The sequence below is a fragment of the Pseudomonas sp. NY15364 genome (genome assembly GCF_048068235.1).
GTDB classification, from domain to species: Bacteria; Pseudomonadota; Gammaproteobacteria; order Pseudomonadales; family Pseudomonadaceae; genus Aquipseudomonas; species Aquipseudomonas mendocina_D.
In genome coordinates this window covers 74,099-95,771 of record NZ_JBLUPX010000006.1, presented here as the reverse complement: position 1 = coordinate 95,771, position 21,673 = coordinate 74,099, and the positions used below count along the sequence as shown (strand labels likewise).

General features: G+C 63.3%; 20 protein-coding genes and 1 pseudogene. 13 read left to right on the top strand and 8 right to left on the bottom strand.

Going from position 1 to position 21,673, the window contains the following annotated elements:
* Window positions 1–62: 62 nt before the first annotated feature.
* The 11 genes from ACNFCJ_RS07440 to lipB all read left to right on the top strand — a co-directional run bounded on the left by ACNFCJ_RS07440 (window position 63) and on the right by lipB (window position 10,331).
* A complete protein-coding gene (locus ACNFCJ_RS07440; RefSeq protein WP_416770618.1) occupies window positions 63–1,328 on the top strand; it encodes a glutamate-5-semialdehyde dehydrogenase in 1,266 nt (421 codons plus the stop codon).
* Window positions 1,329–1,988 carry a nicotinate-nucleotide adenylyltransferase gene (gene nadD / locus ACNFCJ_RS07435; RefSeq protein WP_017361990.1) on the top strand — a complete coding sequence of 220 codons (660 nt, stop codon included), beginning with the start codon at window positions 1,329–1,331 and terminating at the stop codon, window positions 1,986–1,988.
* 66 nt (window positions 1,989–2,054) lie between these two features.
* The gene (gene rsfS / locus ACNFCJ_RS07430) at window positions 2,055–2,408 is read left to right on the top strand and encodes a ribosome silencing factor (RefSeq protein ID WP_179575928.1); all 354 of its coding nucleotides are present in this window, start codon (window positions 2,055–2,057) and stop codon (window positions 2,406–2,408) included.
* A 9-nt stretch (window positions 2,409–2,417) separates the two neighbouring features.
* Window positions 2,418–2,885 carry a 23S rRNA (pseudouridine(1915)-N(3))-methyltransferase RlmH gene (gene rlmH / locus ACNFCJ_RS07425; protein ID WP_013717179.1) on the top strand — a complete coding sequence of 156 codons (468 nt, stop codon included), beginning with the start codon at window positions 2,418–2,420 and terminating at the stop codon, window positions 2,883–2,885.
* A 10-nt stretch (window positions 2,886–2,895) separates the two neighbouring features.
* The gene (gene mrdA / locus ACNFCJ_RS07420; protein WP_416770617.1) at window positions 2,896–4,788 is read left to right on the top strand and encodes a penicillin-binding protein 2; all 1,893 of its coding nucleotides are present in this window, start codon (window positions 2,896–2,898) and stop codon (window positions 4,786–4,788) included.
* Between the two features lie 38 nt (window positions 4,789–4,826).
* Window positions 4,827–5,930, top strand: coding sequence for a rod shape-determining protein RodA (gene rodA, locus ACNFCJ_RS07415; protein WP_172825349.1), 1,104 nt, complete (start codon window positions 4,827–4,829; stop codon window positions 5,928–5,930).
* Window positions 5,931–5,948: 18 nt separating this feature from the next.
* On the top strand, window positions 5,949–6,959 hold the full coding sequence (gene mltB / locus ACNFCJ_RS07410) for a lytic murein transglycosylase B (RefSeq protein ID WP_143504746.1): 1,011 nt from the start codon (window positions 5,949–5,951) through the stop codon (window positions 6,957–6,959).
* Entirely contained in the window at window positions 6,956–7,969 is a 1,014-nt protein-coding gene (locus tag ACNFCJ_RS07405) for a septal ring lytic transglycosylase RlpA family protein (RefSeq protein ID WP_416770616.1), read from the top strand. The genes mltB and ACNFCJ_RS07405 overlap by 4 nt, the downstream gene beginning before the upstream one ends.
* Window positions 7,970–8,078: 109 nt before the next feature.
* Window positions 8,079–9,254, top strand: a complete 1,176-nt coding sequence (locus ACNFCJ_RS07400) for a D-alanyl-D-alanine carboxypeptidase family protein (protein WP_143504745.1) — start codon at window positions 8,079–8,081, stop codon at window positions 9,252–9,254.
* A gap of 151 nt (window positions 9,255–9,405) precedes the next feature.
* Window positions 9,406–9,684, top strand: coding sequence for a DUF493 domain-containing protein (locus ACNFCJ_RS07395; protein ID WP_143504744.1), 279 nt, complete (start codon window positions 9,406–9,408; stop codon window positions 9,682–9,684).
* Window positions 9,685–9,689: 5 nt separating this feature from the next.
* A complete protein-coding gene (gene lipB, locus ACNFCJ_RS07390) occupies window positions 9,690–10,331 on the top strand; it encodes a lipoyl(octanoyl) transferase LipB (RefSeq protein ID WP_143504743.1) in 642 nt (213 codons plus the stop codon).
* Window positions 10,332–10,458: 127 nt separating this feature from the next.
* Here the strand turns inward: lipB and lipA are convergent, their stop codons facing one another.
* The 6 genes and pseudogenes from lipA to leuS form a co-directional block, all read right to left on the bottom strand.
* The gene (gene lipA, locus ACNFCJ_RS07385; RefSeq protein WP_017675502.1) at window positions 10,459–11,511 is read right to left on the bottom strand and encodes a lipoyl synthase; all 1,053 of its coding nucleotides are present in this window, start codon (window positions 11,509–11,511) and stop codon (window positions 10,459–10,461) included.
* A 189-nt stretch (window positions 11,512–11,700) separates the two neighbouring features.
* Window positions 11,701–12,957, bottom strand: coding sequence for a lytic murein transglycosylase (locus ACNFCJ_RS07380; protein WP_416770614.1), 1,257 nt, complete (start codon window positions 12,955–12,957; stop codon window positions 11,701–11,703).
* An 81-nt stretch (window positions 12,958–13,038) separates the two neighbouring features.
* Window positions 13,039–13,185: pseudogene (arfA, locus tag ACNFCJ_RS07375) on the bottom strand (alternative ribosome rescue factor ArfA); the annotation flags it as partial.
* 154 nt (window positions 13,186–13,339) lie between these two features.
* Window positions 13,340–14,368 carry a DNA polymerase III subunit delta gene (gene holA / locus ACNFCJ_RS07370; RefSeq protein WP_416770613.1) on the bottom strand — a complete coding sequence of 343 codons (1,029 nt, stop codon included), beginning with the start codon at window positions 14,366–14,368 and terminating at the stop codon, window positions 13,340–13,342.
* Between the two features lie 57 nt (window positions 14,369–14,425).
* Complete coding sequence (lptE, locus tag ACNFCJ_RS07365) at window positions 14,426–15,037, bottom strand: LPS assembly lipoprotein LptE (RefSeq protein ID WP_026088442.1); 612 nt, start codon at window positions 15,035–15,037, stop codon at window positions 14,426–14,428.
* Between the two features lie 54 nt (window positions 15,038–15,091).
* Window positions 15,092–17,704 (bottom strand): leucine--tRNA ligase, encoded by a 2,613-nt coding sequence (gene leuS / locus ACNFCJ_RS07360; RefSeq protein ID WP_416770611.1) that lies wholly within the window; start codon window positions 17,702–17,704, stop codon window positions 15,092–15,094.
* 178 nt (window positions 17,705–17,882) lie between these two features.
* Between leuS and ACNFCJ_RS07355 the strand changes: the two genes are divergently transcribed.
* Together ACNFCJ_RS07355 and ACNFCJ_RS07350 are read left to right on the top strand one after the other, a co-directional pair.
* On the top strand, window positions 17,883–18,311 hold the full coding sequence (locus ACNFCJ_RS07355; protein ID WP_416770610.1) for a hypothetical protein: 429 nt from the start codon (window positions 17,883–17,885) through the stop codon (window positions 18,309–18,311).
* Window positions 18,312–18,361: 50 nt separating this feature from the next.
* Entirely contained in the window at window positions 18,362–19,132 is a 771-nt protein-coding gene (locus ACNFCJ_RS07350) for a YdcF family protein (RefSeq protein WP_416770609.1), read from the top strand.
* Between the two features lie 82 nt (window positions 19,133–19,214).
* On the opposite strand, the gene lnt is transcribed toward ACNFCJ_RS07350, so the two are convergent.
* Both lnt and ACNFCJ_RS07340 read right to left on the bottom strand, forming a co-directional pair.
* Entirely contained in the window at window positions 19,215–20,738 is a 1,524-nt protein-coding gene (gene lnt / locus ACNFCJ_RS07345) for an apolipoprotein N-acyltransferase (protein ID WP_416770608.1), read from the bottom strand.
* A 92-nt stretch (window positions 20,739–20,830) separates the two neighbouring features.
* Window positions 20,831–21,670 (bottom strand): HlyC/CorC family transporter, encoded by an 840-nt coding sequence (locus ACNFCJ_RS07340; protein ID WP_108234609.1) that lies wholly within the window; start codon window positions 21,668–21,670, stop codon window positions 20,831–20,833.
* Window positions 21,671–21,673 lie beyond the last annotated feature (3 nt).

Below are 21,673 nucleotides of genomic sequence, written 5' to 3'. Positions count from 1 at the left end.
GGCGCAGCCTCGCGAGCCGGCTATAATCAGCCCCTTTTTCCAACTGCCAGACCTCCGCCGCCATGACCGAGTCCGTGCACGCTTACATGACCCGCCTGGGCCAGGCCGCCCGCCAGGCATCAAAGGTGCTCGCCCGCGCCAGCACCGCGCAGAAGAATCGCGCGCTGCACGCTGCCGCCGATGCCCTCGACGCCGCTCGCGCCGAGCTGACTGCCGCCAACGAACTGGACCTGGCCGCCGCCCGTGCCAGCGGCCTGGAACCGGCGATGGTCGACCGCCTGGCGCTGACGCCGCAGGTGATCGACAGCATGATCGAAGGCCTGCGCCAGGTGGCGACCCTGCCCGACCCGATTGGTGAGATTCAGGGTATGCGCTACCTGCCGTCCGGCATTCAGGTCGGCAAGATGCGTGTGCCGCTGGGGGTGATCGGCATCATCTACGAGTCGCGTCCGAACGTGACCATCGATGCCGCCAGCCTGTGCCTGAAGTCCGGCAATGCCACCATCCTGCGTGGCGGCTCCGAGGCGATTCATTCCAACCAGGCGATTGCCCGCTGCATCCAGCAGGGCCTGGCCGAGGCCGATTTGCCGGCGGCTGCCGTGCAGGTGGTGGAAACCACTGATCGCGCTGCCGTCGGTGAGCTGATCGCCATGCCGAAGTTCGTCGACGTGATCGTGCCACGCGGTGGCAAGGGCCTGATCGAACGCATCAGCCGTGATGCCAAGGTGCCGGTGATCAAGCATCTGGATGGCGTTTGCCACGTCTATATCGACGTCGCCGCTGATCTGGACAAGGCGATTCGCGTTGCCGACAACGCCAAGACCCAGCGTTATTCGCCGTGCAACGCCATGGAAACCCTGCTGGTGCACGCTGCCGTGGCGGGCAAGGTACTGCCGCCACTGGCCGCCATCTACCGCGACAAAGGTGTTGAGCTGCGTGGCGATGCCGCCACCCGCGAGCTGCTGGGTGGCGATGTGCTGGAAGCGAGCGAAGACGACTGGTTCGCCGAGTACAACGCGCCGATCCTGGCGATTCGCATCGTCGACTCGCTGGATGCGGCCATCGAGCACATCAATCATTACGGCTCGCAGCACACCGACTCGATCATCACCGAGAACTTCAGCGATGCGCGGCGTTTCCTCACCGAGGTGGATTCTTCCTCGGTGATGGTCAACGCCTCGACCCGCTTCGCCGATGGTTTCGAGTACGGCCTGGGGGCGGAGATCGGCATTTCCACCGACAAGCTGCACGCACGTGGCCCGGTCGGCCTGGAAGGCCTGACCAGCGAGAAATACGTGGTCTTCGGCGACGGACACATTCGTACATAAATGAAACGGATCGGCGCCCGACGCATCGGCCTGCTCGGCGGTACCTTCAACCCGGTGCACATCGGGCATCTGCGTGCCGCGCTGGAGGTGGCCGAATTCATGGCGCTGGACGAGCTGCGGCTGATCCCCAGCGCCAGACCACCGCACCGCGACACGCCGCAGGCGACGGCCGAGCAGCGTCTGGCCATGGTCGAACTGGCGGTGTCAGGCGAGACGCGGTTGACGGTTGATGACCGCGAGCTGCGCCGCGACAAGCCGTCGTACACCGTGGACACGCTGGAGTCGGTGCGTGCCGAGCTGGCAGCGGACGATCAGCTGTTTCTGCTGCTGGGCTGGGATGCCTTCTGCGGTTTGCCGAGCTGGCATCGCTGGCAGGAATTGCTCGAGCACTGTCACCTGCTGGTGTTGCAACGGCCGGATGCCGACAGTGAAGCGCCGGAGGCGCTGCGCGATCTGCTGGCCGCGCGCAGTGTCAGCGACCCGTTGAGCCTGGTGGGTGCAGGCGGGCAAATCAGTTTCATCTGGCAGACTCCGTTGGCGATTTCCGCCACGCAGATTCGCCACTTGTTGGCAACTGGCCGCTCGGCGCGTTATCTGCTGCCGGATGCGGTACTGGCCTATATCCAGGCGCACGATCTGTACCGTGCGCCCAATGCTTGAAACGCCATGCATGTGCGCTGGCGTCCATTACACGAGGCAAATGAGTCATTTATGAGCAAGCAGAACATGCCCAGCGAAGAGCTGGTCAAGATCGCCGTGGCGGCGCTGGAAGAGATCAAGGCGACCGACATCACCGTGATCGACGTCAAGGACAAGACCAGCATCACCGATTTCATGGTGATCGCCAGCGGTAGCTCCAGCCGTCAGGTCAAGGCGCTGGTGGACAATGTGCTGGAAAAGGTCAAGGAGCAGGGCGTGCGCCCGATCGGCAGCGAAGGTCTGGACAGCGGTGAATGGGCGCTGCTCGATCTGGGCGACATCGTCGTGCACGTGATGCTGCCGACCGCGCGTCAGTTCTACGACCTCGAGCGCCTGTGGCAGGGCGCCGAGCAGAGTCGCGCCCAGCACAGCGCCGAGTAAGCGTAAACCGTGCGGATCAAACTGATCGCCGTCGGTTCGCGCATGCCGCGTTGGGTCGAAGAGGGCTGGCAGGAGTACGTCAAGCGTCTGCCAGCAGAATTGCCGCTGGAGCTGGTGGAAATTCCCCTCAATACCCGCGGCAAGAATGCCGACGTCGCCCGTCTGATCCGTCAGGAGGGTGAGGCCATGCTGAGCAAGGTGCAGCCCGGCGAACGTATAGTCACGCTGGAGGTCCATGGCAAGCCATGGAGCACCGAGCAATTGGCGGCGGAGCTCGATCGCTGGCGCCTCGATGCACGCAACGTCAACCTCATGGTCGGTGGCCCGGAAGGGCTGGCGCCGGAGGTCTGCGCGCGTAGCGAGCAGCGCTGGTCGCTGTCGCCGCTGACGTTGCCGCATCCGCTGGTGCGTATCCTGCTCGGCGAGCAGATCTACCGAGCCTGGACCGTATTGTCCGGCCACCCGTATCACAAGTGATCAAGTAGTCATGCCGCAGCCGATTCGCCTCAAGGATCACGAAAAGGACGCTCGCCTAGTCAAGCGCCGGGTGCTCGTCGGCGGCGTGGTGATCATCCTGCTGACCTGCGTGCTGGTCATGCGCATGTACTACCTGCAGGTGATCCAGTACGAGCATCACAGCACCCTGGCAGAGAACAACCGTATCCACGTGCAGCCGCTGCCGCCGACCCGTGGGCTGATCTACGACCGCAACGGCGTGATCATCGCCGACAACCGCCCCAGCTTCAGCCTGACCGTGACCCGAGAGCGTGCCGGTGACTGGCTTAGCGTGCTCGATACAGTGGTCGAGGTACTGGAGCTTAGCGAGGACGAGCGCGCGTTGTTCGAGCGCCGCGTGCGCCAGGGGCGGCGTCCGTTCGAACCGGTACCGATCCTGTTCGAGCTGAGCGAGGAGCAGATTGCCCGCATCGCGGTCAACCAGTTCCGTCTGCCGGGGGTCGAAGTGGCTGCGCAGCTGGTGCGGCATTACCCGCAGCAGGAGCACTTCGCTCATTCGGTCGGTTATGTCGGGCGCATCAACGAGCAGGAGCTCAAGCGCCTCGATCCTACCGACTATGCCGGCACGCACCATATCGGCAAGACCGGTATCGAGCGTTTCTACGAGGACGAGCTGCACGGCGAGGTCGGCTATGAGGAGGTCGAGACCAATGCCCGTGGCCGCGTATTGCGTGTACTCAATCGCGTCGATCCGAAACCGGGCAAGGACATCGTGCTCAGCCTCGACGTGCACCTGCAGGAGGCGGCCGAGAACGCCCTGGGCGGCCGACGTGGCGCCGTGGTGGCCATCGATCCGAACAATGGCGAAGTGCTGGCGATGGTCAGCCAGCCCAGCTTCGACCCCAATCCCTTCGTCACCGGTATCAGCTTCAAGGCCTACGGTGAGCTGCGCGACTCCATCGATCAGCCGCTGTATAACCGGGTGTTGCGCGGCCTCTATCCGCCAGGCTCGACGATCAAACCGATGGTTGCTGTGGCCGGTCTCGATGCCGGTGTAGTCACGCCTACTTCGCGGGTGTTCGACCCGGGCTTCTATCAGTTGCCCAACCACAGCCACAAATACCGTAACTGGAACCGTAATGGTGACGGTTGGGTCGATCTCAATCTGGCCATCGCTCGCTCCAATGACACCTATTTCTACGATCTGGCGCACAAGATGGGCGTCGATCGCATGCACGATTACATGAGCCGCTTCGGCCTTGGGCAGCGTGTTTCGCTGGATATGTTCGAGGAAGCCGCCGGCCTAATGCCTTCGCGCGACTGGAAACGGGCACGTTATCGTCAACCCTGGTATCCGGGCGAGACGCTGATTCTCGGTATCGGTCAGGGCTATATGCAGACCACACCGCTGCAACTGGCGCAGGCCACCGCATTGATGGCCACGCGCGGCAAGTGGATTCGTCCGCACCTGGCCAAGAGCGTCGATGGCCGCCTGCCGTCAGACCCCAATCCGATTGCGGATATCGTCCTGCGTGATCCCAAGTTCTGGGATTACGGTATTCGCGGTATGGAAGAGGTGTTGCACGGCCCTCGCGGTACCGCGCGCAAAGTCGGTGACAGTTCGGTCTATCGTATCGCTGGCAAGAGCGGTACGGCGCAGGTGGTGGCGATCAAGCAAGGTGAGAAGTACGACCGTAACAAGGTGCAGGAGCGCCACCGCGACCACGCGCTGTTCATCGGTTTTGCACCGGCGAACAACCCGCAGATCGCCGTCGCGGTCATGGTGGAAAACGGTGAGTCCGGCTCCGGTGTTGCCGCCCCGGTGGTCAAGCAGGTGATGGATGCCTGGCTGCTGGATAAGGAAACCGGCCAGCTCAAGGCCAAGTTCGCGTTGCCCAAGCCTGCCGAGGTCAGTCAGCGATGATCAGCAATTTCGACCGTACCCTGTCCGACGAGGACGTGCTGCGTCGTCGCGCCAGTCTGCTGCAGCGCATGCACATCGATGGCTGGTTGCTGCTGCTGTTGCTGATTCTCGGCACTGGCAGCCTGTTCATCCTGTATTCGGCCAGTGGCAAGAACATCGACCTGCTGCTCAAGCAGGCGTCGTCCTTTGGCATTGGCATGCTCGCGGTGGTGGTGATTGCCCAGTTCGACCCGCGCTTCATGGCGCGCTGGGTGCCTCTTGCCTACGTGATAGGCGTCGCGCTGCTGATGGTGGTGGAAGTCATGGGTCATACCGCGATGGGCGCCACACGCTGGATCAATATCCCCGGGGTGATCCGCTTCCAGCCGTCGGAGCTGATGAAAATCATCATGCCGATGACCATCGCCTGGTACCTGTCGCGGCACAACCTGCCGCCGCGCTTCAAGCACATTGTCATCAGCCTGGCGATGATCGGTGTGCCCTTCGTACTGATCGTCAAACAACCCGACCTGGGCACCTCGCTGCTGATCCTCGCCTCGGGCGCATTCGTGGTGTTCATGGCCGGCCTGCAATGGCGCTGGATCATCGGCGCCGCCGCTGCCGTGGTGCCGATCGCGGTGGGCATGTGGTACTTCGTCATGCACGATTACCAGAAACGCCGCGTGCTGACCTTCCTCAATCCCGAGAGCGATCCGCTGGGGTCGGGCTGGAACATCATCCAGTCCAAGGCGGCGATCGGTTCCGGCGGCGTGCTGGGTAAGGGCTGGCTACTGGGTACTCAGTCGCACCTGGATTTTTTGCCGGAAAGCCACACGGACTTTATCATTGCCGTGCTCGCGGAGGAGTTCGGCCTTGTCGGCGTCTGTCTGTTGTTGTTGCTCTATCTGCTGCTGCTGGCGCGCGGCCTGGTGATCACCGCCCAGGCGCAGACGCTGTTCGGCAAGCTGCTGGCGGGGGCGCTGACCATGACCTTCTTCGTCTACGTATTCGTCAACATCGGCATGGTCAGCGGGCTGCTGCCGGTGGTTGGGGTTCCGCTGCCCTTCATTAGTTACGGCGGAACCCATCTGGTCACGCTGTTGTCAGGCTTCGGGATATTGATGGCGATCCACACCCACAGAAAGTGGATCGCTCAGGTTTGATTTGGGGGTTATGGGTTAATGCATTCTCTGCGTAGTTGGGCTGCTCGTACGTTGATGGGAGTCGGTATCGCCGGCGTGTTCGGCACTGGCGCTCAGGCGCTGGCTGCCGATTACGACGGCTCGCCGCAGGTGGCCGAGTTCATCGAGGAAATGACCCGCGACTATGGCTTTGCCAGTGAGCAACTGGTCAGTCTGTTCGCCGAGGTCGAGCGCAAGCAGGCGATCCTCGATGCCATTTCGCGTCCGGCCGAGAAGGTCAAACCCTGGAAGGACTATCGCCCGATTTTCATCACCGACAAGCGTATCGCTCAGGGTGTGGAGTTCTGGAACAAGAACCAGGCTGCGCTGGAAAAAGCCGAGGCCGAGTACGGTGTGCCGCCGCAGTTCATCGTCGCCATCATCGGCGTGGAAACCTTCTACGGCGGCAATACCGGCAGCTGGCGGGTAATGGATGCGCTGTCGACCCTGGCCTTCGACTACCCGCCGCGCGCACCGTTCTTCCGCAAGGAATTGCGCGAGTTTCTGCTGCTGACCCGTGAGGAGCAGGTCGACCCGATCAGCCTCAAGGGCTCTTACGCCGGTGCCATGGGCCTGCCGCAGTTCATGCCGAGCAGCTTCCGTGCTTACGCCGTGGACTTCGATGGCGACGGCCATATCAACATCTGGAGCAACCCGACCGATGCCATCGGCAGTGTTGCCAGCTATTTCAAACGTCACGGTTGGCAGGCCGGCGGCCAGGTCGCCAGTCGCGTCGAGGCCAGCGGTGCTCGCGTCGACGAAGGCCTGACCCAGGGCCTGGACCCGGTGAAGAGCGTCGCCGAGCTGCGCGCGCTGGGCTGGAAGAGCCAGGACAAGCTGGCAGAAGACCTGCCGGTGACCGCATTCCGTCTGGAAGGCGCGCAAGGCGACGAATACTGGTTCGGTTTGCCCAACTTCTACACCATCACTCGCTACAATCGCAGCGTGATGTATGCCATGGCAGTCAACCAACTGGCCGAACTGCTGGTCGAAACGCGGGGTAATCGATGAGTGCGTCCAAACTGCTGCCGCTGGCAGCCTGCGTAACGGCAGCGCTGTTGCTGGCGAGCTGCTCCTCCAATCGGGCACCGCAGCCCGCGGTGGTGCCCGGTCAGTCGGCCGGTATCTCTGGCCCGGATGATTTCAACCGGCCACACAGGGATGGCGCACCCTGGTGGGACGTCGATGTCTCGAAGATTCAGGACGCCATCCCCATGCCACATTACGGGCCGGTCAAAGCCAGCCCATATGTGGTATTCGGCAAGCAGTACTACCCGATTCAGGACGCCCGTCGCTACCAGGCGACAGGGCCTGCTTCCTGGTACGGCACCAAATTCCATGGCCAGGCTACTGCCAACGGCGAAACCTACGATCTGTACGGCATGACCGCAGCGCACAAGACATTGCCACTGCCCAGTTACGTGCGCGTGACCAACCTGGAGAACGGCAAGGTGGTGATCCTGCGGGTCAATGACCGTGGGCCGTTCTACTCCGACCGCATCATCGATCTGTCCTTCGCTGCCGCGAAGAAGCTCGGCTATGCCGAGAAGGGCACTGCGCGGGTCAAGGTCGAAGGTATCGACCCGCACGAGTGGTGGGCGCAGCAGGGTCGTCCGGTGCCATTGGTGCTGGCCAACAATCAGCCGGCCAAGGCTGCTGTGGCTCAACCCGTCGCGCAGCCCGTGCCGCAGGTCGTCGAGCAGTACGCGCCGCCGCCGACGCAGCACGCCGCTGCGGTGGTGCCCGTGCAGATCGACGCAAAAAAAAACGATTCACTCGGAGCCTCTGGCCTGTATCTCCAGGTGGGAGCCTTCGCCAATCCGGACGCTGCGGAGCTGCTCAAGTCCAAGCTGAGCCAGACCAGCAGTGTGCCGGTGTTCATCAGCTCAGTGGTGCGCGACCAGCAGATTCTGCATCGGGTGCGCATGGGGCCGATCAGCAACCAGGGCGAGGCTGAGCAGCTACAGAGCAGCGTGCGCCTGGCCAATCTGGGGCAGGCCACGCTAGTGCGTGCCGACTGATGGCAACTTAACCGGTGTTTGCCGGACTAAATCCGAGGCTCGCCTATTGGCGAGTCGAAAGATGGCCCTTCGGGGCCGTACAACCCATGCAACGATTTTCGAGAGACGGATGAACATCACCAGCTTCGTGCAACGTGCTTCACTGGTTCTTACCCTTCTGGCCGCGCCACTCGCCATGGCCAACCAGCAGGTGGTGCCTGCGGCGCCGCAACTGGCCGCCAAATCCTATGTTCTGATGGACGCCGCCAGCGGCAACATCCTTGTCGAGAACAACGCTGACCAGCGCCTGCCGCCGGCCAGTCTGACCAAGCTGATGACCGCTTACATCGCCACCTTGGAAATCCGCAACGGCAAGATCGGCGAGCAGGATCTGGTGACCATCAGCGAGCATGCCTGGCGCACCGGTGGCGCCGCGTCCGGTGGTTCCACCATGTTCCTGCCGCTGAACAGCCAGGCCACGGTCGACGATCTGCTGCACGGCATCATCATCCAGTCCGGCAACGACGCCAGCATCGCCATCGCCGAATACATCGCCGGCAGCGAAGACGCCTTCGCCGACATGATGAACACTACCGCCGAGCGCCTGGGCATGAAGAACAGTCACTTCATGAACGCCACCGGCCTGCCGCACCCGGAGCACTACTCCAGTGCCCATGACATGGCGATCCTGGCGCGCGCGATCATCGACGAGGACGCCGAGCACTATGCGATCTACTCGCAGAAGGAGTTCCTCTGGAACAACATCAAGCAGCCCAACCGTAACCTGCTGCTGTGGCGCGACCGTACCGTCGATGGCCTGAAAACCGGTCACACCTCGGAGGCCGGCTACTGCCTGGTGGCCTCGGCCGTACGTGATGGTGCGCGCATGATCACCTCGGTATTCGGCACCGACAGCGAGCAGGCCCGTGCGGCGGAAACCCAGAAGCTGCTGACCTATGGCTTCCGCTTCTTCGAAAGCCGCACCTTCTACCAGAAAGGCGCAGAGCTAGCTCAGGCCACCGTCTGGAAGGGCGCCGCACATCAGGTCAAGGCAGGTCTGGCAGAGAACCTGACCATCACCATGCCCAAGGGCCAGCTGGAAAAACTGCAGGCCAGCATGATCATCAACCCGCAGCTGATCGCACCGATCCAGCAGGGCGATGTGATCGGCAAGGTCGAAGTCAAACTGGGTGACGACGTGGTGCGCAGCACCGATCTGGTGGCGCTGGAGCCAGTAGAAGAGGGCGGCCTGCTGCGTCGTCTGTGGGACAGCATTCGACTGTTCTTCTTCGGCCTGTTCAACTGACAGTCACCGCTGAAAGCGACCTGCGTTGTCGTCATGGCATTGAAACCGGCTGAAGCAGTGCCCATTTACGTGCTGTAAGCCATGCCTCTTTTAGCCCGCCGCTCCAACCCGGAGCGGCCCTTTCTGGACGGGCCACAAGCCCGCTGATGCCATGACCGATAGTGATGTCCAACCGCCAAAAATCGATTTTCCCTGTGAGCGTTACCCGATCAAGGTCATTGGTACCGCTGGCGAGGGTTTCTCCGACCTGGTAATCGAAGTGATCCAGCGCCACGCCCCCGACCTGGATACCTCCACGTTGGTGATGCGTGACAGCCGCAACGGTAACTTCCTTTCCGTTCAGGTGCTGATCACTGCCACCGGTGTCGAGCAGCTGCAGGCGATTCACGTCGACCTGCGTGCAACCGGCCGCGTGCATATGGTGCTGTGATACCCATGCCCGAGCTTGTCGTCCGTCACCTCGGGCTGGTCGACTACCAGCCCACGCTGGAGGCCATGCGCCAACTGACCCGTGAGCGCGATGCGCAGACTCCCGACGAAATCTGGTTGCTGCAACATCCCAAGGTGTTCACTCAGGGGCAGGCCGGCAAGGCCGAGCATGTGCTCGCTGCGGGCGATATTCCGGTGATCCAGGTCGAGCGTGGCGGGCAGGTGACCTATCACGGTCCTGGGCAGCTGGTGGCCTATCTGATGCTCGATCTACGTCGCCTCGATCTCGGCGTACGTGAGCTGGTCACCGCCATGGAGCAGGGCCTGGTCGAGCTATTGGCCGGCTATGGCATCGAGGCAGCGCCCAAGGCGGATGCGCCCGGTGTATACGTGGCAGGCGACAAGATCGCTTCCCTGGGGTTGCGCGTCAGCCGTGGCTGCTCGTTCCACGGCCTGGCGCTGAACGTCGATATGGACATGACGCCTTTCCTGCGTATCAACCCCTGTGGCTACGCCGGGTTGAAGATGGTTCAACTTAGGGATCTGGTCGATGCACCGCCGTCAATCGACGAGGTGGCGCAGCGGCTGGAGCAGGCGCTACGCGGCCGATTGGGCTACAGCACAGCAGAGGGCGGTTCCAGGGCGTAGGGCGGACTCAGGAGCGAAGCGAACAGTCCGCCAGGGTCATGTTAAGGCAGGCAGCGCGCGGGCCCTTGAACAGCAGAAAAGTCAAAGGGGCGCCATGGCGCCCCTTTCGTTTATCCAGCGATAGCCGTCAGTTCAGATTCAGCGCTGGAATGAGGCTGGCGTTGACCTCCTGGCCAGGCACTGGAACCGGGGCGGCGAGGCCCAGGTTGTTCTTCTCGAACACGCGGTCGGCGCGATAGCTGGAACGTACCAGCGGGCCGGCGGCGACTTCCATGAAGCCTTTCTCCAGGCCGATGTCACGCAAGCGATTGAACTCTTCAGGGCTGACCCAGCGTTGCACCTTGAGGTGGTTGCGCGTGGGTTGCAGGTACTGGCCGAGGGTGAGGATGTCCACGCCGATGGCGCGCAGGTCATCCATGGTTTCCAGGATTTCTTCGTCGGTTTCACCCAGGCCAAGCATCAGGCTGGTTTTGGTCAGTACGTCCGGGCGGTGTTTCTTGGCGTGCTCGAGCACCTTGAGGGTCTTCTCGTAGCCAGCGCGCGGGTCGCGAACCACATAGGTGAGGCGTTTGACCGTCTCGACGTTCTGCGCGAAGACTTCCAGGCCGGAATCGACCACGCGCTCGATGGCCTGGTGATCGCCATCGAAGTCCGGAGTCAGGGCCTCGACTACCACCTGCGGGGTGTTTTCCTTGATCGCTCGCACGCAGGCTGCATAGTGGCCGGCGCCGCCGTCTTCGAGGTCGTCACGATCCACCGAGGTCAGCACGATATAACGCAGGGCCATCAGCTCCACCGACTTGGCGGTGTTCTGCGGCTCTTCCAGATCCAGCCAGCCATTGGGGTTGCCGGTGTCCACGGCGCAGAAGCGGCAGGCACGGGTGCACACCGACCCCATCAGCATGATCGTGGCCGTGCCGTTGGACCAGCACTCGCCCATGTTCGGGCAATGCGATTCCTGGCAAACGGTGCTCAGGCGGTGTTCGCCGACGTTGCGCTTGACCGCCTCGAAGCGGCTACCGCCAGGGGCCTTGACCCGCAGCCACTTGGGCTTGGGTTCGAAAACCTGGGGCTCGGCCGAGGCGCGGCGCTTCTGGCCATCCTTGATCGCGGTGATGCCTTGGGCGGTGCGAAACTTTTCGCCGCTGGCGACGGATTTGGGCGAGGAGGTGTCGGACATCGGAAATCTGGGCTCCGGTAGAGGCTCCGTGGGCAGGTGGCTTTTGGCCGCCGGCCAGTCTACCACAGAAGGTGTATGCAGACGTTGAGGCCGCCTGTCGACAAAGCACCGGCAAGGTGCCGCCTGGGCGTCGCTGCGACAGCTCGGCAAGGGCTCGCATGGCAAGCCCTTGCCGGAGCAGGCATGGATTCAGCGTGTGCGCAGCTGTTCCAGCAACTGGGTATTGGGGTAGCCATCGGCTGGCCAGTTCAACTGCAGTTGCAGGGCGCGAATGGCTTTGCGCGTATTGGCGCCGATGATGCCGTCGGCCGGGCCTGGGTCGAATCCTGCCTTGGTCAGCAGCTCCTGCAGTTCGACGCGCTCGCTACGACCCAGTTGGCGCTCGCCGCGCGGCCACTGTCCTTTGACTTCGCTTGGACGCAGCAGGTTGTCGGCAAGCAGGCCGATGGCCAGCGCGTAGGACGTGGAGTTGTTGTACTTGAGGATGCTGCGGAAGTTATCCAGCAACAGGAAAGCCGGGCCTTTGTGGCCGGCAGGCAGCTGCAGGCTGGCGCGGGCGCTGGCGGCCGCACCTGTCGGTGCCAGCGGGCGGACGCCGAGCTCTGCCCACTCGGCCAGCGTGCGGCGCTGATCGGGATCGGCCAGGGCGTAGTCGAAGCCGTTCGGTAGATTCACCTCGAAGCCCCAAGGTTGACCACGCTGCCAGCCAGAGGCCTGTAGATAATGTGCGGCGGATGCCAGTGCGTCGGTCGAAGAACCCCACAGATCGCGTTTGCCATCGCCGTCGAAGTCGACGGCATGCTGGTTGTAGGTCGTCGGCATGAACTGGGTCTGCCCCATGGCACCGGCCCAGGAGCCGATCATGCGCTCGCTGGACACATCGCCGTTCTGCAGGATTTGCAGCGCAGCCAGCAACTGGGCGCGCCAGAAACCCTGGCGGCGACCGTCATAGGCCAGGGTGGCGAGGGAGCGAATGACGCTATTGCTGCCGATGTTGTTGCCGAAGTTGCTCTCCAGGCCCCAGATGGCTACCAGGATCGGGGCTTCGACGCCGTACTGCTGCTCGATGCGTTGCAGCACCAGGCTGTGCTGCGCTAGCAGTACCCGGCCGCGGCCGATACGGCTGGAGGAGACGGCACCGTCCAGATATTCCCACACCGGGCGAGTGAACTCGGGCTGACTACTATCTGCTTTAAGCACTGCAGGGTCGGGGGTGACGCCGGCGAATACGCGATCGAATAGCGCTGCGTCGATGCCGGCGGCAATCGCTTCGCTACGCATCGTCTGGCGCCAGTCGGCAAAACTGGGCAAGGGCGTTTCGGCTGCGGTCTGGACCGCTGCAGGGGCAGTGGCAGTAGGCAGATTTTCCGCTGGGGCCTGGGCGCAGGCCGCCAGCAGCAGGAGAGGAAGCAGAGCCAGGGCGCGACGTGGAAGCTGGTGTGGCATGTCTATCTCAAGGCGTTTAAGCAGGCAGTTACCTTAGCATGCTCGACGGGGATTCTGGGCTATCAGCGAAGCGAAGAGGCCCATAAAGCAAGAAGCCTCCCAATTGTGGGAGGCTTCGCGGCGGTAGCTGCCTTTACCTTTCTGTGGTCGTTCCTGGCGGGAGCGAAACAGTGGCTGGGCGACGATGGATTTGGCCTTGTTCGGCCGTTTGCCGGCTTTCTTGCTCATGGCGTTTCCTCATGCAGACTGTCCTGCGCCAATGCAGGCGGCGGAGACTATGCGCCGCTGTACAGAAAATGTCCAGGTTGCGGTCTGGATGGGGAGCTCGTAGGAGCGAGCTCTGCTCGCGAAGCCTTTCAGCTCGTAGGGTGGGCAGCAACAATTACAGGCGCAGACGCTGTCCGGCCAACTGCAGGGTCAGCAGTGCCAGCTCGCTCCACGGATCACCGGGCGCCTGGCCCTTGATTTGTGCGTCGATCAACTGCGCCTGCTGCAGCAACTGGCCCCAGCGTTTGCTGCTGTGACGCTGCAAGGCTTTGGAAACCAGGGGGCGACGTTTATCCCAGACTGGCGGGCGGGCGCTGGAGAAGGTTTTGTCCAATGGGATGCCCTGGCTCTGTTGGTGGGCGATGCCGGCCAGCAGACGAATCTCGCGCGCCAGCGCCCAGAGAATCACCGGGGTTTCCACCCCTTCACCACGTAGCCCTTCGAGGACGCGCAGGGCGTGTGCGGCATCGCCAGCGAGGGCGCAGTCGATCAGGCCGAAGACGTCAAAACGCGCACTGTCAGCTACGGCGGCCTGGACGGTTTCGGCATCCACCTGATTGCCTTCGGCGAGCAGCTTGAGCTTTTCCACTTCCTGGGCGGCCGCCAGCAGGTTGCCTTCGACCCGCGCGGCGATCATGTCCACCGCATCGGCGCTGGCGCTCAGGCCGGCCTGCGCGAGGCGCTGGCGAATCCACTGCGGCAGCTGATTGGCATCTACCGGCCAGATCTGGATGAACTGGCTCACCTGGCCGTCGATCAGCGCTTTGGCCCATTTGGATTTTTGCGTGCTGCCATCGAGCTTGGGCAGGCTCAGCAGCAGGACGGTGTCCTCGGGCGGGCGGGCCAGGTACTCGAGCAGGGCGGCGGCGCCCTTGTCGCCTGGCTTGCCGGAGGGCAGGCGCAGTTCCAGCAGGCGCTTCTCGGCGAACAGCGAGAGGCTGGCACCCGCCTGTAGCAGGTTGCCCCAGTCGAAGTTGGCTTCGGCATTGAACACCTGGCGTTCGCCGAACCCCTGCTGGCGACAGGCATTACGGACGGCGTCAGCGGTTTCCTGGCACAGCAATGGCTCGTCGCCGCTGATCGCATAGACAGGTGCGAGCGTGCCTTGCAGGTGTTTGCCGAGTTGCGCGGGGGCAAGCTTCATCGAGTCGATGTCATTAGGCAGGCGGGGCGTCGGGCCGCAGGTGCGGCCCTTGAGCCTTTAGCGGGACGGCAGTTCGATTGGCGACTGCTGCGGGGCGACCTGGCTCTCGCGAGCACGACGAGCCGCTTCCAGGGCTTCGGCTTCGGCCTTGGCGCGGGCTTCTGCGGTCTGCTGCAGTTGGTCCAGTTGTTCTGGGGTGATCTGCTGCAGGTTCTGCGCAAGTTGCTGGATCATTTCACGGCGCAGCTCGCTGCGCAGCTGAGCAGCTTCCTGGTCGGAACCTGCGAGGTTGTTGTCGTCTTGTTGGTAGTAGTTCTGCACTTCCACCTTGTTACCGGTCAGCAGCAGGTTCTGTGCGCCGCGGATCTCGTATTCCAGGCCCATGGTCAGCTCGTACTCGGCGGTACGCGCACCGCTGCTGTAGCTGGCACTGCGACGATTCTCGGTCTCGCGGGCGATCACCAGTTTGTAGGGCGCACCGGAGTAGACGCGAACATCGTTGTTCTCCAGGATTTCGCGCACTTGCTGCACGGTGTCGCCGTAGGCGTCGCGCGCGCTGACGTCGAGTTCCTTGAGAGCGAACTGTACGTCGCCGGTGCCACGCAGCTGGAAGCCGCACGCGCTGAGCAGGCCAGCCAGGCCGATGATCAGCAGATTCCGTTTCATCATTCTCATATCCCCTTGGCGGATCACGGCGCCACACATGTGTGGCGCCGAGCTTAATCAGTTGGCGACTATGTTGACCAGCTTGCCTGGCACCACGATGACCTTGCGAATGCTCAGGCCTTCGGTGAAGCGCAGCACGTTTTCGTTGGCACGAGCGGCGGCCTCGACGTCTTCACGGCTGGCGCTGGCTGCCACGATGATCTCGCCACGCAATTTGCCGTTGACCTGTACCACCAGGGTCAGGCTGTCCTGCACCAGGGCCGACTCGTCGACCTGTGGCCACTGCGCATCGATCACCGCATCGGTATGACCCAGGTGCTGCCACAGCTCATGGCTGATGTGCGGGGTAATCGGCGCGAGCAGCAGAGTGACGATTTCCAGGCCTTCCTGCAGCAGTGCGCGATCCTGTTCGGTCGCAGTGGCAGCCTTTTCCAGCACGTTCATCAGGGTCATCACCTGGGCGATGGCGGTGTTGAATTTGTGGTGCTGACCGATATCGTTGCTGGCTTGCTTGATGGCCAAGTGAATGGCGCGGCGTACAGCCTTCTGCTCGTCGGTGAGAGTGTTCACATCCAGCTTGCCCGGCAGGCCGGCGCTGACGTGACTCTGCGCCAGACGCCAGACGCGACGCAGGAAGCGGTTGGCGCCTTCGACACCGGCATCCGACCACTCGCAGCTCATGTCGGGCGGCGAGGCGAACATCATGAACAGGCGGCAGGTGTCGGCGCCGTAAGCGTCGATCATGTCCTGCGGGTCGACGCCGTTGTTTTTCGACTTGGACATCTTCTCGGTGCCGCCGATTTCCACCGGCAGGCCGTCGCTCTTGAGCTTGGCGCCGATGACCTTGGCCTTGGCGTCACGCTCGACTTCCACGTCGGCCGGATTGAACCAGTCCTTGCCGCCGTTTTCCAGGGTGCGGTAGTAGGTCTCGGCGACCACCATGCCTTGGGTCAGCAGGTTCTTGAACGGCTCGTTGGACGACACCAGGCCTTCGTCGCGCATCAGCTTGTGGAAGAAGCGCGCGTACAAGAGGTGCAGGATGGCGTGCTCGATGCCGCCGATGTACTGATCCACCGGCAGCCAGTGGTTGGCTGCAGCCGGGTCGACCATACCGCCGGTGTATTGCGGCGAGGCGTAGCGCGCGTAGTACCAGGACGACTCGACGAAGGTGTCCATGGTGTCGGTTTCGCGCTTGGCCGGGGCGCCGCATTTCGGGCAGCTGCACTCGTAGAACTCGGGCATCTTGGCCAGCGGTGAGCCGGCGCCGTCCGGGACCACGTCTTCGGGCAGCACTACCGGTAACTGGTCTTCCGGCACCGGCACGTCGCCGCAGGCGTCGCAGTGGATGATCGGGATCGGGCAGCCCCAGTAGCGCTGGCGGCTGATGCCCCAGTCGCGCAGGCGGAACTGGGTCTTGCGCGCGCCGTGCTCGCTGGCTTCCAGGTCGCCGACGATGGCGTCGAAAGCGGCGCTGAAATCCAGGCCGTCGTACTTGCCGGAGTTGATGGTGGTCAGGCCGGCCTTGTCGCCGTACCAGTCCTGCCAGGTGCTGGCGTCGTAGTCCTTGCCTTCACCGGCGTAGACCTGCGTGATCGGCAGGTCGTACTTGTTGGCGAACTCGAAGTCGCGCTCATCATGCGCTGGCACCGCCATTACCGCACCTTCGCCATAGCCCCACAGCACGTAGTTGGCTACGAATACCGGCAGCTTGTCGCCGGTCAGCGGATGAATGACGAACTGGCCGGTGGCCACGCCCTTCTTCTCCATGGTGGCCATGTCGGCCTCGGCCACGGAGCCGGCCTTGCATTCGGCGATGAAGGCGGAGATGGCCGGGTTGCCCTCGGCGGCGCGTTGGGCCAGCGGGTGTTCGGCGGCCACGGCCACGTAGGTGGCGCCCATCAGGGTGTCCGGGCGGGTCGAGTAGACCTTGAGCTGGCCGTCGATGCCGATGCTGGCGACGTCGTAGTCGAACACGATGTCGGCACCGAAGCTCTTGCCGATCCAGTTGCGCTGCATGGTCTTGACCTGCTCTGGCCAGCCATCCAGTTCATCCAGGCTGCTCAGCAGCTCTTCGGCATACGCAGTGATCTTGAAGTAGTACATCGGGATTTCGCGCTTCTCGATCAGCGCGCCCGAACGCCAGCCACGGCCGTCGATGACCTGTTCGTTGGCCAGTACGGTCTGGTCTACCGGGTCCCAGTTGACGGTACCGTTCTTGCGGTAGATCACGCCCTTCTCGAACAGGCGGGTGAACAGCCACTGCTCCCAACGGTAGTAGTCCGGCTTGCAGGTGGTGACTTCACGCGTCCAGTCGATGGCCAGGCCCAGCGATTTGAGCTGGGACTTCATGTAGGCGATGTTCTCGTAGGTCCACTTGGCCGGCGCCACCTGGTTCTTCATCGCGGCGTTTTCCGCCGGCATGCCGAAGGCGTCCCAGCCCATCGGCTGCAGCACGTTCTTGCCCTGCATGCGCTGATAGCGGGCGATCACGTCACCGATGGTGTAGTTGCGCACGTGCCCCATGTGTAGCTTGCCGCTGGGGTAGGGGAACATCGACAGGCAGTAGAAGGTGTCCTTGCCGGGTTGTTCGCTGACGACGAAGGATTGTTGCGCGTCCCAGTGGGACTGCGCGGCGGCTTCTATTTCACGGGGCGAGTACTGTTCGTGCATGGCTCTGGCGCTGAAGGAATGGGGCTTGCGGGAAACGTCGTAGCATACATGAGCGCTGTCTATCGAGGGAAACCCAGATTATGCCGAGCCCGCCGTTGGTCGCGCCGCCAGGCTGCACACAGGGCCTTCGCTAAGCTTTACTCAAGGCCGCGGTTGTCGGGGCTCGTGAGGTGGTTAGATGGTGGATGCACGGCAGACGGAACGAGGGGGTGGCCTTTACGAGCGACTGCTACAAAGGCTTGCCCTGGCGCTGGAAGAGGCCGATACCGCGAGTCGCCTGCATGCCGAGCCGCTGCGCGAGCTGGAGCTTGATGGGCTGAGCCCGGCGGAGCTGGAGCTGATCCGTGCCTACCTCAACCGTGACCTGCACTGGCTGCGCGGCTGGCACGCGGCAGCTGAAGAGCTGGCGCTGATACAGCGCCAACCACTGCGCAGTGCCAAGTCCGTTGGCGGCAAGCCGATGGGCAGGGTCAAACCCATGATGAAGCGGCGTCAGGCGCTTTGTTGCGCACTCTGCGGTGCGCTAGTCAGCTGGCATCGAGGGCAGGATGCACGAGCTTGCCAGGCCTGTGGCTCCAGGCTGTTTCGCAGCGGTAATCCGCGTTAGCAGCCAGTTGAAAACCAACCTGCTAGGCTTGGGCGCCCCGGAGGTGCCTGATGCCGATTCGCTTCATCCTTAAACAACTGTTGATGCCGCCAGGCGTTCTACTCCTGCTGATCGCGCTGGGCTGGTGGCTGCGTCGCCGCTTTCCACGGCTCGCGTTTGCCTGCGTTGCCGTCGGTTTCGGTGGGCTGTGGCTGATGAGCCTGCCTGCCGTGACGCAGTGGAGTGCCGCCTGGTTGGAGCGTGAGCCGGTGCTGGAGCAGGCGCAGTGGGCAACGCTGGCGCAGCGTGCCGACGCCATCGTGATTCTCGGTGCCGGGCGCGAGCAGAATGACCCGGGCTGGGGGCGTACCGATCAGCCTGGACTGATGGCCTTGGAGCGCCTGCGCTACGCCGCGCGCCTTGCGCGTGCCTCCGGCCTGCCACTTGCTGCCACTGGCGGCCTGCACTACGGCCAGCCGCCCAGTGAGGCGGCGTTGATGGCCGATGCAATGCGCCTCGACTACGGGCTGGAGATTCGCTGGCTGGAGGAGCAAAGCCGCACCACCTGGGAGAATGCCGTGCGCAGCGCTGAATTGTTGCAGCCCCAGGGCGTGCGGCGCGTGGTGCTGGTCACCCAGGCCTGGCATATGCAGCGTGCACGCTGGAGTTTCGAGCAGGCCGGCTTCGAGGTGATCACCGCGCCGATGGGCTATCTCAGCGCGGGTTACGATCGCCCGCTGGGTGGCTGGCTACCGGAGTCGAGGGCTATCTGGCAGAGCAGTCAGTTGCTCAACGAGTTCATAGGGTTGTTGGCGTATCCCATTGTCTACGGCAAGCAGTAGGGCGTACTCGCCGCAGGCAGTTCGCCTGCGGATTCCGCGTTCCGAGGGCTGGCGGGCTGCTCGCTTCGCTCGCGAGACCGCCCTACAGCGTCTTGGCCATGCGGCTGGCCAGCAGCGCCCAGCCCAATAGCAGGGCGCAGAGAATCGCCAGTGGCCAGATGCGCCATTGCAGGTAGGGCGTGAGCCCCTGCATGGGCACCACTTCGCCGTAGAGCACGCCGCGTTCGAACTGCGGCAAGCCGAACTGGATGCGCCCTTGTGGGTCGATGATCACCGTCATGCCGTTGTTGGTCGCGCGGATCATCCAGCGCCCGGCTTCCAGTGCACGCATCTGCGCCATCTGCAGATGCTGTAGGGGGCCGATGGAGGTGCCGAACCAGGCATCGTTGCTCACCGTCAGCAGGATGTCGCTGTCCGCCGCAAGTGCCGCCGCGAACTCCGGGTAGACCACTTCGTAGCAGATGAACGGCGCGATGCGATGTCCCTTGGCCAGCAGCGGTGACTGGTCACTCGGGCCGCGGGCGAAGTCGGACATCGGCAGGTCGAAGAAGGCGATCAGGCCGCGCAGCAGGTCTTGCAGGGGCACGTATTCACCAAACGGCACCAGCTTCTGCTTGAGGTAGGTGCCCTGGCCTTCGCCAAAACTGGTGATCGCGTTGTAATAGCGAATCTCCTCGCGCTCGTTGGACTGCCGCACTGGTACGCCGGTGATCAGCGCACTGTTGCGGTCACGGGCGAAGCGATCCATCACGCCGATATAGCCCTGCGCCATGTCCTTGAGTACCGGGATCGCCGTTTCCGGCCAGACCAGTATGTCGACCTGCTTGGCGCTGAAGCTGAGGTCGCGGTACAGGGCGAGCTGCGCGTTGAGCTGGGCCGGGTCCCATTTCATGTTCTGCTCGACGTTGCCTTGCACGGCCGCGACGCTCAGGCTGTTGCCGGCGGCGCGGGTCCAGTTGTGGTCTTTCAGTGCCAGGCCTGCGAGCCAGGGGCTCAGCAGCAGGAGCAGGGCGCAGAGGTAGCGCGGTTTGTGCTTGCGCAATTGCTCCAAGTTGATGATCAGCGCGGCCGACAGGGCGATGACGAAGGACGACAGCCAGACTCCGCCAATTGGCACCAGGCCGGCCAGCGGTCCTTCGAGCTGGCTGTAGCCGGCGTAGAGCCAGGGGAAGCCGGTGAGGAACCAGCTGCGAAACACTTCCTGGGCGACCCATAGCGCGGCGAATGCCAGGGCGTCGGCCAGTGGCGCTTCGTTGCGGCGTATCCAGCGCGCCCAGAGGACGGCCGTCAGGGCAAAAAGCAGACCCAGGCCGGCGACGAAACCCAGGGTGAGAAAGCCGGCCAGTGCCGGTGATGCCGCGCCATAGTCATGGATGCTGACATACACCCAGCTGGTGCCGGCGGCGAACAGGCCGAAGCCGTAGCTCCAGCCGCGCAGCGCTGCCTGGCCGGGGAGCAGATGGCGCAAACTGAAATAGAACAGGGCAATGGACAGCACGGCCAATGGCCAAAGATCGAACGGGGCGAGCGCCAGGGTGGTCAGGGCGCCTGCGCCGCAGGCAAGCAGGTGGCCGGGCCAGCCTGGACGAGTGATCCATTGCAGCATGGTTAGATCCTTGGAATCAGGGTGGCGCAAGGGTAGAGCGGAAATGGCGCAGGGGGAAGCGGCCGCCCTCGCTGGGCAAGGGCGGCTGAGACTCAGCGGCTAACCGGCGTCAGGCGCAGTAGATGGATGCGGCGGCTGTCGGCGTTGAGCACACGGAAGCGGAATTCGCCGATCTCAGTGACCTCGTTGCGCTTGGGCAGGTGGCCAAAGGCGCTCATCACCAGACCACCAACGGTGTCGTACTCGTCGTCGGAGAACTCGCTGTCGAAGGTTTCGTTGAAGCTTTCGATGGGGGTCAGCGCCTTGATCAGGTAGTCGCCAGAGGGCAGCGGCTTGATGTAGCCGTCTTCCTCGACATCGTGCTCGTCCTCGATATCGCCGACGATCTGCTCGAGCACGTCCTCGATGGTCACCAGGCCGGCGACGCCGCCGTATTCATCGATGACCACGGCCATGTGGTTGTGGTTGGCGCGGAACTCACGTAGCAGCACGTTCAAGCGCTTGGACTCGGGCACGAAGGTGGCCGGGCGCAGCAGGTCCTTGATGTTGAAGTTGGGCTGTTCGCCCTGCAGGATCAGCGGCAGCAGATCCTTGGCCAGGAGGATGCCGATCACGTCATCAAGGCTTTCGCCGACTACCGGATAGCGCGAGTGCGCGGCGTCGATGATGGCGGGCAGGAATTCGCGGGGCGTCTGGCTGGCCTTGATGCTGATCACTTGCGAGCGCGGCACCATGATGTCGCGTACCTGCAGGTCGGCGACCTGGATGGCGCCTTCGACGATGGCCAGTGCTTCGCTGTCGAGCAGCTTGTTCTGGTGGGCTTCGCGCAGGACTTCCAGCAGTTCCTGGCGGTTTCTCGGCTCATGAGCAAAAGCCTGGGTCAGCTTGTTGAACCAGGACTTTTGCTCGTTGCTCGATCGGTCTTCGCTCATGGC